This window comes from uncultured Lutibacter sp., from assembly GCF_937891065.1.
Classification (GTDB): domain Bacteria; phylum Bacteroidota; class Bacteroidia; order Flavobacteriales; family Flavobacteriaceae; genus Lutibacter.
This window is the reverse complement of the sequence record NZ_CALAEQ010000081.1, coordinates 1-11,616: the sequence shown is the minus strand read 5'-3', so window position 1 is coordinate 11,616 and position 11,616 is coordinate 1. Positions and strand designations below refer to the sequence as shown.

Below are 11,616 nucleotides of genomic sequence, written 5' to 3'. Positions count from 1 at the left end.
ATATGCTTCTGCAGTAGCTAAAAAACGATCTATAAAACCCGGTGAAGTTGGCGGATTATCAATGGTAACTAACAAAAAAGCAATATCAATATTTGAAGCTATAATATGTGTTTGTTTTGATAAGTTAACTGATTTACGGATGATATAATTTTTTCGTTCAAAAATTTTATTAATTACACCTGTTTCTTTACCTTCTTCATACTCGAAATTTATCTGGTCTCCAACAGCAACAGGATTTGTACTTTTTATTCCTTTCATCCTGAATTTTCCTTTCAATCTACAATCTATCCTTTTACCATTTTCTATATAAACGGTATACCAACTCCCTGTAGATTTTGTAACAATTCCTTTCACTATATTAAAAAGATATATTAATTGATTTTAGCCTAATTAACTATTAAAATACAGCAACAAATATAGTTTAAAAAATAGACTACATTTAATTTCTTAGTTATAAACATTTTAAAATCATCTAACGATAAATATGGTTTTAAGTTTTTATGAAAAATTTCTATTGCCTAAAGTTATGGGATTTCTTCGTTTAAAGGAATTGCTCTCCATTAAAAAATTTTACAATAATATTCTTAGTTATTTGTACTACAAGAGATGCTGTCATAAATCAACCGTCTTCAGAAATAACAAAACCCGAAGAACGTTCTTATAATAGAACCGTTATTATTGATGTAGTACCTCAAAAATAAATTCTATAACTTGTTTTAGAATATTATTTGAATTTAAAAAAGTGTCAAGAATTTAAATCCTTGACACTTTTTTTAAAAATTCACCGTTTTTATAACTACCATTAGAATTAAATTTATGCAGCTTAAAATTCAAATTTTCATCAAACAATTTCTTAAATACTTTGCTATTTTTATAACTACAGTAATCCTATCAATAGGATTGCTGTTTTTACTGGTGTACTTTGGTGTTTTTGGGTCTTTACCTGATAAAAATACTTTAACATCAATCAGCAATGAAGAAGCATCACAAGTAATTTCTTCTGACAATATTTTGATAGGAAAATTCTTTGCAGAAAACCGTACGAATATTCTTTGGGAAGAAGTTCCGGAGCATCTTAAAAACGCTCTGATTGCAACTGAAGATAAGCGATTTTATACACATAAAGGATATGACACAAAAAGTTATTTTCGTGTTTTATTAAAAAGTGTATTTTTGGGTAATTCTAGTAGTGGCGGAGGGAGTACCCTGACACAACAATTAGTTAAAAATCTTTATGGTCGTAATAATTATGGAATTTTAAGTCTTCCTGTTAGCAAAATAAAAGAACTAATTATTGCATCCAAAATCGAAAATATTTATACCAAAGAAGAACTCTTACTGTTGTACCTCAATTCTGTGCCTTTTGGAGAAAATGTTTATGGAGTAGAAGCGGCTTCACGCCGTTATTTTAATAAATCGGCCAAGCAATTAAAGGTAGAAGAATCTGCTGTGTTGGTAGGTTTATTAAAAGCAAACACTTATTTCAATCCCAGATTAAATCCTCAAAATTCCTTAGATCGTAGAAATTTAGTCTTGAATTTGATGGAAAAACAGCATTATTTATCAGCCAAAGTTGCTGATAGTTTGCAAAAATCACCCCTTAAGCTAGATTATGAAAACGTTGATTTAAAAGCTACAACAGGTTACTTTGTTTATCAGGTAAAGAAGAAAACATTGGAGTTGTTGGAAACTGTCAATACTAGTACCGGCAAAGAATATAACCTAGAAAAAGATGGGCTAAAAATATATACCACTCTAAATATGCAAGTTCAAGAGTTGGCATCTGATGCGATTAAAAAGCAGCTAACCAGTATGCAACAAATACTCGATAAAGAACTTGAAAACCATCAATTTAAAAAACAATGGTATGCTAAACAAAAGCAGAAAACTCAAGCTAAGGACTTACTAAAAAGAAATGTTGAGGTGCTTGATTGGGAAGGTATGCAAGCCAAAAACATTACCAAAATCGACAGTTTATGGCATTATTATAAGATGTTAAATGCTGCTGTTCTAATTTCTAATCCTAAAAACGGAGCAGTCATTAGCTGGGTTGGAGGTAACCATTTCAGAACACTTCCTTTTGATATGGTACTTTCTCATCGGCAAATTGCTTCTGCTTTTAAACCTATTTTATATGCCACAGCACTTGAAAATGGTTTTACAGCTTGTTCATATCTTGAAAATGAAGAAAAAATATATTCGGAATTTGAGAATTGGGAACCAAAAAACTTTGATCATATTTCAACTCCTAATAGCAACGTTGCTTTGTGGTATTCGTTAACCCATTCTATGAACCTTCCAACAGTTGATTTGTACTTTAAACTTGGAAGAGAAAACCTCCTCAATATTTGTAAAAAGCTAAATTTTCCATTAACTAAAAATGATGCGCCATCCATAGCCCTTGGTACGCTCGATTTATCCCTTGCTGAAATTGTAGAAGCTTATGGTGCTTTCGCTAATAAAGGTCAAACTAATGAGCTGCTAATGATTGATAAAATTACGGATGCTAAGGGTAACATCTTGTACATTGCAGATAATCCTAAACCTATAGAAGTTTTTAGTATTGAAACAAGTCAGATGATAACAGCTATTTTACAACAGGCAATTTATCAAGGAACCGGAACTAAAATACGCAGCCAATATGGAATTAAAGCAGATCTTGCAGGTAAAACAGGAACCGCTCAAAACTATTCTGATGCTTGGTTTGTTGCATATACGCCTGATTTGGTCTTAGGTACTTGGGTAGGCGCCAGTAAACCAGATGTTCACTTTTACAGTGGTAAGGGTTCAGGATCATCTTTAGCTTTGCCTATTGTTGCTCAAGTGATAAAAGGAATTGAAAAAGATGATGCATTAAGAAAAAAGTATCTCACTTCATTTGCATTTCCAGATGCTGATTATTCCTTTATGGAATGTGAACCTTATCGTGAAACCGGTATTGAAGGTTTCTTCAATAGATTGTTTAATAATAAAGCTAAGACAGATGCGGATAAGGATAAAAAAGAGAAGAAACTTGTAAAGAAATCATTCTTTGATAAACTCTTCAAAAGAAACCAGTAACTGCAATTTACGTTTGTAAATTAGATATTACAGCCAATACATTTTAAAGTAAATAAATTGGGTGAAAATGAAATAGCATTATTTGGAATAGATGTAAATTAAGTTAACTGATTTTTATCAGTAGATTCTTGTATTTTATAATTTACTTTTAAGCTAAACCTGCCCCATTGCTTATTAATCATTCTAAAAATCTTTTATGTGGTTTAATAAAAAGAACGGCAAGCATTACAAAATTATCAGTCTAAATACATATGCTTGGGACAGAACTATCAATAACACTAGGCGTTACAGAAAAGTATTCGATAAAAATGAAATCAACTATTTAGGCGTTGCTTTAGAGTTTTACAATAAACTTTTTGATGAAAAAGATTGGAAAACAACAATTACTTTTAAAGCTTTTAGTCTTGATGGTGATAAAAAAACGAATGAGCTTTGTGTAAATACCAAAGAATATACTATTACAAAAGACATTAATACAGTTATTTGTGATTACGGTTGGGGGGCAGATAAGCATGGAGGTTATTGGAAAAAAGGTGATTATCTATGGGAAGTTTATATTGATGATGAGTATATAGAGTCTACAAAATTTCATATTGAGGATGTTGGAATTGTAACACCAACAAATAACCCTTATTTTAAAGTAGTTGCTTTAAAAACATATGAAACCAATGGTGAAGAGCAAAATTTACAAGACCGTTTGTATTTTAAGCAGTTTGTGTACAAGCACACACGCTATATTATGACGGAATTTGAGTTTATTAATAATATAGAAAAAGAATGGTTATGTGAATTAATTTTTAATTACTATGATGACTCTGGTCTGTTAATAGGCGTTTCAGGTAATATTGGTTATGTTACTCCTAAGAATGGTGTTGGAGAATCTTACATTATTATAGGTGGCTGGGGAAGTAAAGATACAAGTATTTGGCTTAAAGATAATTACCGTGTAGAAGTTGTTTTTATGGATACTGTTGTGTCTGTCATTCCTTTTAGTATTGGTGATGATTTGTTAGTGAGAGTTGCCGATTATGGTGCTATATTAGAAGAGGATTTTGATCCACAAGAATTAAATGTTGTTGATGAAAAATCAGTTGATGAAACTACTATTGAACCGGTAGTTGAAGAACCTGAAATTTCTCCCCCAGTTTTAAATTATACGCAACCTATAGAAAATAAATCTATTGATGAATTACTTGGGGAACTAGATAAACTAATTGGTCTTACAAACATCAAACAGAAAATTAGAGAATATATAGACTATGCAACCTATATAAAAATTCGAAAACAAAAAGGTATTGAAGAAAATGGTGAAATAAAATTGCATAGTGTGTTTACAGGAAACCCTGGGACTGGTAAAACAACTGTAGTAAAACTATTAGGTCAAATTTATCATTCAATGGGGCTACTATCTAAGGGACATGTTCTTTCAGTTGAAAGCAATGACTTAATATCAGGTTATGTAAGACAAACAGGAGTGAACACTAAAAAACTTATTGAAAAAGCACGAGGAGGAATTCTTTTTATTGATGAAGCATATATGTTATTTAAGGAAGGAGCTACAAACGATTTTGGCCCTGAGGCTATTGCAGCATTGATAACTGAAATGAGTGATGGCCCAGGAGATATTGCAATTATGGTTGCAGGTTATCCAAAAGAAATGGGAAGTTTTATCAACTCTAATCCTGGTTTAAAATCACGTTTTACAAATTATTACCACTTTAATGACTTTACTCCAACTGAACTAGTTGATATCGCTAAATATGCTTCAAATAAGAAAACTGTTAAACTTTCAAAAAAAGCATTATTAAGAATAAAAAAAGTAGTTACTACTGCCTATAGAAAACGTGATAAGACTTTTGGAAATGCACGTTATGTTCATGCTATTATTGATGAAGCTAAAATGAATTTAGGTATCCGCTTAGTGAGAGAGCATAACCAAAAAAATATAACAAAAGAACTACTTACCAACATTCAAGAACAAGATATTGAAGATTTAGTTGAAAATAACTTAACTGAAAGACTTAAATTAGATGTTGACACAACATTACTAGAAGAAGCTTTAACTGAATTAAATGGGTTAATTGGACTTGCAGAGATAAAACAGGAAGTACAAGAACTTATCCGTTTAACTAAATATTACAGAGATATAGACCGTGATGTTTTAAAAGCTTTTTCAATGCACAACGTATTTTTAGGAAATCCAGGAACTGGTAAAACCACTGTGGCCAGAATTATTGGAAAAGTTTATAAAGCTTTAGGTTTATTAGAAAGAGGTCATGTGGTTGAAGCCGATGGTAGTAATTTAATTGCTGGTTATGTAGGGCAAACTTCTATTAAAACCAAAGAGCTAATAAAAAGCGCAATGGGAGGTGTTTTATTTATTGATGAAGCTTATGCAATTACTGAAGGTTCTTCAACAAATGGAGGAAATGATTTTGGCAAAAAAGCAATTGCAGCACTTATAAAAGAAATGGAAGATCATAGAGGGAAATTTAGTGTTATTGTTGCTGGATACACGGATAATATGAAGCATTTTTTAGAAACTAATCCAGGAATGAAATCACGCTTTGATAAAACATTTCATTTTATTGATTTTACAGAAAGTGAATTGTGGGAAATATCAAAAAACATGTTTTTTAAAAAAGGCTTGAAAGTTGAAAAGAAAGCTGAACAACATTTAAAAACATATATAGACTATTTGTATAAACAACGAAATAAATTTTTTGGAAACGCTCGTTCTATGCGTAAAATAGTTGAAAAAGCTACAAGAAATCAAGAATTGAGAATGGCTAGCTTACCTAAGAGTAAACGTACTAAAGCGAATATAAACACCTTGAATTTAGAAGATGTGTTGGAATTCGATTCAACTAAAATAGTCGCTACGAAAACCAAAAGTATTGGTTATAAGGTTTTTAATTAATATTATGAAAAGTTTAAAATATAAAAAAGCGTACTTCTTTTTATTATATTTAATGGCTATCATCTTTTGGTTATACTTTTGGTATCAGTTAGATGGTTACAAATTAATGGAGGAAGATTATAAAATACTTTGGCTGCCATTTATTATTAATCTAGTATACTTATTTGGTAACATGTTGTTAAACTTGCTCCATTGGTATGTTGGTCCTGTAGCTGAAGAAGAAGAGCTATTTAATCCAATTAATACAAGATTGGCAAATGTATTTACTGCTGCTACCGCCGTTTTAGCTATTGCAGCATTAATTTACACAATCAAAAACCAACCCGCAACAAAGGAGTTTGTAAATTACGCATCTTATACTTTTATTTTTGGGCTCATTTCTATGCTTATTCTATGGATTCCTGGTCATCGAGCCATTTATAAATTTTACTTTCGGCATTTTCAAACCATCTTATTAATTTATAGCATCATTTTATGCATGTGCTCCATTTTAATACTATTATCTAATCTATCAGAAATTATATAAAACAATAGTTATGAAAGAACTTATTATACAATTTGACTCTTTAACAAACAATATTATTATAGGTATTTTTACGGGTATTTTAACCACAGCATTACTCTATCTTATTTCTAGAATGTTTGCAGATTGGTTAATTCCATGGTTAAGAAATATCAAATATACAGGAATAGATGTATCTGGCGTTTGGGAAACAAAACAAGACTTTGATAATTCTAAAGAATACAGTTTATTAAATTTAAAACAAGAAGCTGATAAGTTGAGTGGATTATGGACTATAAGTATTACTGAAAATGGATCTGATCAAAATGAAATAAAAACGTTCAATGTGAGTGGTACTATAGAGGATCGCTTTGCTCTATTAATTTCAAAAAATACTGATCGAAGACAGATTGGTATTGGGACCATGCTTATTGAAGCAGTTGGAAATGGGTTTGAGTTAAAAGGATGTGAAACCTGGTATAGTGTAGATAATAAAACTATAAAATCAGATACAATTTGCTTTAAAAGAAAGAAATAATGGGCCAATAAGTGTAGACTATAAATAATAACTTATAACTAAAGTAAAAATATTATTGAATATCAAATGTAATGAATATTCATTTTTTAATGAGTTATTTAATGAAAGAACCTCACATTTCTGTGAGGTTCTTTTTTGCAATTTCCCTTAATTAATAATAATATATATTTCTTTTTCCTGAGACAAATATAGGCTGAGTATTGGCTCTAGCTTAGGGAAAACACCCTTTTTAGAAAATCTCTTTTTTAAACTATAATACTAATTACCCCAACCAACCTTCTCTATCTAAACTTCTATATTGAATGGCTTCTAAAATATTTGAAGACAACTTATTACTTTTTTTACGAGCTGCAATTAAGGCTGCTTCATTGCATATATTGCAACATCTGCACCTTTTATTAAAGTAGAACATTGCACATTTATTATAAGAATGCTGGTATCTATTTTTTTTACAAGATCTGCATCTTCTTTTTTAGAAATCCAAATAAAATATTTATCAATTAAATGATTCAAAAAATTTAAATCTTCTTTATAAAACAACATATCTGATTTCCAATGTTCAGTTAGAATGTATAATTCTTGTCCATTTGCTTCAAAAATACAACTTCCATTAGGTCTGTTTCTTAAAGCTGTTAAATTACTTTCCATCAAGCATTTTATATAAAAAAAATTATCAAAGCAACTCACCAAATAAAATGACGGCAGTCATTAATAAATCGTGGTAAAATGAGAGATATCATTTATTGTCCTTTATGTGATTTTTAACTTTACTAATTATTTAGCAGCGATCATTAAAAAAGCATAAAATGAAAACTATTATACACGCAACAGATTTTTCAGATAATGCAATTTCAGCATTAAAATATGCTTATGCACTAAGTAAAAAAACAAAATCCGTTTTATGGGTAGTTCATATATTTAATAATGCAACATTAGCGTCAACTCTTAATGATCCTATATTATTACCAATTGAAGAAAGTATTCAGCAAAAAAATGCTAAACTTAAAGAATTCTGCAAATCACATTTAGAAGGTGAATTTGACTCACTAAACATTAAAATTGAAGCTATTGAAGATAGTTCTGTTGTTACAGGAATAATTTCTAAAGCCGATGAGTTATATGCTTCAATGATAGTAACTGGAATGAAAGGAAAAAGAGTCTTTAAAGAATTATTAATAGGAAGTACCACCAGAAAACTTATTGAAAAAGCGCCGTGTCCTATTTTAGCAATTCCCTTAAATGCAACTTTAGATACTATTAAAACTATTGTTTATACTACTGATTTTGAAGAAGAAGATATCAGTGCTATTTTTAGACTGACTGAAATAGCCAAAATTTATAATGCTACCATTAAAATTATACATGTTTCTTCAAAAAAAGATGTTGATTCTCAACAAGAAATGGAATGGTTTAAAGAAATTTTAACACAAAAAGTAACTTATAAAAATTTAGAGTTTGAGGTCGTATTTTCTGATGATACTTATACTACTCTTTTACAGTATTTAGATGTGGTAAAAGCAGATTTATTAGCGATGTTAGAAAGAGATAAAAAAGGGCTTTTTAAAAAAATATTTCATAAAGATTTAGTTAAAAAAATGGAATCTAAGATCCAAATCCCATTGATAAGTTTTAATGAAATTAATTATTAAACTAATTAAAAATGAAATCGTTTTGTAAATAATCTGAATTAGATAAAAAACATCAAACAGAAACTTCTAAAAATCTTCCTTATTAAAAAAAATTAATTTAAAATACTTGTTCAAAATGATATTGCTCATTGCTTTTTAGAAGAATTAAACTGAAATTTAAGTTCATTATAAATATTAAGTATCATGGGAAATAAGCAAGACATTCATTTTATTGATAAAGTTATTAGTGCGCTAAGAAAAACAGCTGTTAACTTAGAAGAATTTCAAGTTAAGACTGCTTTAGGCAAAGCAGAAGCACTAGACAAGTACGAAGAGTCTAAAAAGAAATTCAACCTGTTCATTCACGATAGTGAGCATACAATAAAGATTCTTAAAGTAAAAATTGAAGAAATTAACACTAAGTTTGATGAGCTTCGTGTACAATTGGTTTTAGGTAAAGCTGAAACCAAAGAGGTTTTTAAAAAGCAAAAAAAACAATTGCTTTCGACAATACATGAAATTGAAGTTAAAATTAAAAGTAATGAAACTTTAAACAGAATGTATGCCTTAACACTAATTGAATTGGAACAATTTAAAATTCAGTTAGAGATTTTGGAACAAAAGTTAAAAAAAGATAAAAAAGAAACAGAAAGTTCTTTTGAAAAAGGGAAAGAAGAATTTAATTCGTTTATTGATAAACTTAAAGTGAAATTTTCTAAAAAAGAAAAAGAAGAAACCAAGCTAGAACATTTTCAGAACGAAATTTCAGAAGCATTTGTTCATTTCAAAAAAGCTTTTTCAAAGGCTTAGTATTTAACTTTAAACAAAAAAAGTACAACTGTAAAATTGTACTTTTTTTGTTTATCAGAATTAATAATCATAATCCTCTTTTCTAATATTCATTAGCATTCTAATTCCTAAAATTACAGCCAATGAAAAACTAGTCATACCAATCACTGAAATACCTTTCAATAAAGGATGAACTTCATAAATAATAAAAAGAGAAGCACTTAATATTAAAGCAACCATAATAGAGGCTGTAATTAGTTGTTTTGTTACACGACGAATTGTGTATCTTAAAGGATCAATTCCTTTATGGGTTAAATCTACTTTTATTTGACCTGAATTTATTTTTCTAATGGCATTTTTTAGATCTGATGGGAAATCTTCCATGTAATCGGTTAATTCAATAATTGAATTCACAACCTTTTTCCCAATAATCATTGGATTGAACCTTCTTTTACTACTTTGTATTAAATATGGGCGGACTATTTCTAATTGCTCAAAATCAGGATCTAGCTTTTCAATAACACCCTCAAGCGTAACTAAAGATCTTGCAAAAAGGAAAAAATAAGTTGGGACTTTTAAACCATGATTCATAATAATATCTTTAAGCTCTAGCAGAATAGTGCTCATCTCATTTTTATGAACATCTCTAACATAGTATTTCTCAACAAATTCGTTGATGTCAAATTCTAAATCTCTCATATTTGCTATAACAACAGTATTTGAAAGTTTTTGAAGTGCTTTAATAATTTCTTTAACATTTCTGTTTGAAATGGCAATAAATAATTTGCTAAATATGCTAATGTCTCTTGGTAACATGCTACCCATCATACCAAAATCTAAATAAGCTATATGCCCATTAGGAAGCACTAATAAGTTTCCTGGATGAGGATCAGCATGGAAAAAACCATATTCGAATATTTGTTTGTAATAGCTAATTGCCAGTCTTTTAGCTATTACTTTTGTGTCAAATCCCTTTTTGTTTAATTCATGTATTTTATCAATTTTTATACCCGATATAAACTCTAATGCCAAAACTTTTAAAGTGGTAAATTCTTTATATACTTTTGGAGCATTTGCAAACTGCTCTATTGTTTTATCTGTTTGAAGGTTGTTATAAAAACGCTCTACATTGATTGACTCATTTATAAAATCGAGTTCTTTAAGTATGGAATATTCAAAATGTTTAACCAATCCAACTGGGTCAAAACTTTTTATAGAAGGAATTCTATTTTCTAAAACTTCGGCGATTTTATACATGACTTTAATATCTTCAACAATAATATCAAATATGCCAGTTCGTTGTACTTTTAAGGCTACGCGCTTACCTGAATGCAAGGTTACTTTATGCACCTGAGCAATTGATGCTGATGCAAAAGGTTCCGGCTCAAACCAAGCGAATAAGACCTCAACTGAGCCATTTAATTCGCTTTCTACAACTTTTCTAGCTTCGTTTTGAGACATTGATGGAACATTTTCCTGAAGCTTTTCTAACTCTAAAGTTAATTCCATTGGGATTAAGTCTGGACGATTGCTTAATATTTGTCCAAACTTCACAAAAGTAGGTCCAAGTTCTTCGCATACCAACCTCATTTTGGCCCATTTGGTATATAAAAGCGCATGTTTTCTGGAAGCTTTTGGAATTAGTTTATGGAAAAATGTATATTGTTTCCTTTCGTCCAAGTAATAAACCAAATCTTCAAATCCATATTTTAATAAGACTCTTAAAATTTGATTGTATCTGGAGATAGATTTGAAATTTTTTCTAATACCAGTTAAAATTCCCATTTTATTTTGCTTCTAACTTATTTAATCGAGCTTCCAATAATGCAATGGCCATATCAGCCTTTTCTAACTTTTCATTTAGCGCTTTAATTTCATCTAAATGTGCTACGTTTATTTTTTTATAAAACTTAATTACAAGATCTTCAATTTTCTCATCTAATTCTTCCTTAAGTTCATGAGTTTTAAGAATTATCTTATCAACAAATTCTAATTCATTTCCATTTTCATCCAATTGAGATTCTGAAACAATTTTATTAATTTCATCTTTTCCTTTTTCTGACAATTCTTTAATTCGTTCAAAAAGTTCACTTTCTTTTGCTAAAAAGTACATGCTAGAACTTAAAGTAAGCAGTTCTAATATTGTTTTAGTTTTCATAATTAAGAAGTTATATGCACT

10 protein-coding genes are annotated in these 11,616 nt (G+C 29.5%); 6 read left to right on the top strand and 4 right to left on the bottom strand.

Annotated features, from left to right (window positions below):
• The coding region (rsgA, locus tag Q0352_RS04750) for a GTPase RsgA (protein ID WP_367274592.1) at window positions 1-354 on the bottom strand (354 nt) is incomplete at its 3' end.
• A gap of 462 nt (window positions 355-816) precedes the next feature.
• On the opposite strand from rsgA, the gene Q0352_RS04745 reads away from it, so the two are divergent.
• The 4 genes from Q0352_RS04745 to Q0352_RS04730 all read left to right on the top strand — a co-directional run bounded on the left by Q0352_RS04745 (window position 817) and on the right by Q0352_RS04730 (window position 7,020).
• On the top strand, window positions 817-3,060 hold the full coding sequence (locus Q0352_RS04745; RefSeq protein WP_299524401.1) for a transglycosylase domain-containing protein: 2,244 nt from the start codon (window positions 817-819) through the stop codon (window positions 3,058-3,060).
• A 196-nt stretch (window positions 3,061-3,256) separates the two neighbouring features.
• Window positions 3,257-5,980, top strand: coding sequence for an AAA family ATPase (locus tag Q0352_RS04740; RefSeq protein WP_299524399.1), 2,724 nt, complete (start codon window positions 3,257-3,259; stop codon window positions 5,978-5,980).
• Between the two features lie 4 nt (window positions 5,981-5,984).
• On the top strand, window positions 5,985-6,506 hold the full coding sequence (locus Q0352_RS04735) for a hypothetical protein (RefSeq protein ID WP_299524396.1): 522 nt from the start codon (window positions 5,985-5,987) through the stop codon (window positions 6,504-6,506).
• A 10-nt stretch (window positions 6,507-6,516) separates the two neighbouring features.
• Window positions 6,517-7,020, top strand: a complete 504-nt coding sequence (locus tag Q0352_RS04730; RefSeq protein ID WP_299524393.1) for a hypothetical protein — start codon at window positions 6,517-6,519, stop codon at window positions 7,018-7,020.
• 354 nt (window positions 7,021-7,374) lie between these two features.
• Here the strand turns inward: Q0352_RS04730 and Q0352_RS04725 are convergent, their stop codons facing one another.
• Entirely contained in the window at window positions 7,375-7,668 is a 294-nt protein-coding gene (locus Q0352_RS04725; protein WP_299524390.1) for a hypothetical protein, read from the bottom strand.
• 158 nt (window positions 7,669-7,826) lie between these two features.
• Here Q0352_RS04725 and Q0352_RS04720 point away from each other — a divergent pair, with 158 nt between their 5' ends.
• Window positions 7,827-8,669, top strand: coding sequence for a universal stress protein (locus Q0352_RS04720; RefSeq protein ID WP_299524387.1), 843 nt, complete (start codon window positions 7,827-7,829; stop codon window positions 8,667-8,669).
• 183 nt (window positions 8,670-8,852) lie between these two features.
• Window positions 8,853-9,458: a hypothetical protein gene (locus Q0352_RS04715; protein WP_299524385.1), complete on the top strand. Its 606-nt coding sequence runs from the start codon at window positions 8,853-8,855 to the stop codon at window positions 9,456-9,458.
• Window positions 9,459-9,518: 60 nt separating this feature from the next.
• Here Q0352_RS04715 and Q0352_RS04710 read toward each other — a convergent pair whose 3' ends face one another.
• Together Q0352_RS04710 and Q0352_RS04705 are read right to left on the bottom strand one after the other, a co-directional pair.
• Complete coding sequence (locus Q0352_RS04710; protein ID WP_299524383.1) at window positions 9,519-11,222, bottom strand: AarF/UbiB family protein; 1,704 nt, start codon at window positions 11,220-11,222, stop codon at window positions 9,519-9,521.
• Window position 11,223: 1 nt separating this feature from the next.
• Window positions 11,224-11,616, bottom strand: a 393-nt coding sequence (locus Q0352_RS04705) for a hypothetical protein (protein WP_299524381.1), incomplete at its 5' end; no start/stop codon positions are given.

Excerpts from the sequence above, each read along its gene's own strand:
- Q0352_RS04720 (WP_299524387.1), top strand. The coding sequence starts at position 7,827 with ATGAAAACTATTATACACGCAACAGATTTTTCAGATAATGCAATTTCA.
- Q0352_RS04710 (WP_299524383.1), bottom strand. The coding sequence starts at position 11,222 with ATGGGAATTTTAACTGGTATTAGAAAAAATTTCAAATCTATCTCCAGA.
- Q0352_RS04735 (WP_299524396.1), top strand. The coding sequence starts at position 5,985 with ATGAAAAGTTTAAAATATAAAAAAGCGTACTTCTTTTTATTATATTTA.
- Q0352_RS04730 (WP_299524393.1), top strand. The coding sequence starts at position 6,517 with ATGAAAGAACTTATTATACAATTTGACTCTTTAACAAACAATATTATT.
- Q0352_RS04715 (WP_299524385.1), top strand. The coding sequence starts at position 8,853 with ATGGGAAATAAGCAAGACATTCATTTTATTGATAAAGTTATTAGTGCG.
- Q0352_RS04725 (WP_299524390.1), bottom strand. The coding sequence starts at position 7,668 with ATGGAAAGTAATTTAACAGCTTTAAGAAACAGACCTAATGGAAGTTGT.
- Q0352_RS04740 (WP_299524399.1), top strand. The coding sequence starts at position 3,257 with ATGTGGTTTAATAAAAAGAACGGCAAGCATTACAAAATTATCAGTCTA.
- Q0352_RS04745 (WP_299524401.1), top strand. The coding sequence starts at position 817 with ATGCAGCTTAAAATTCAAATTTTCATCAAACAATTTCTTAAATACTTT.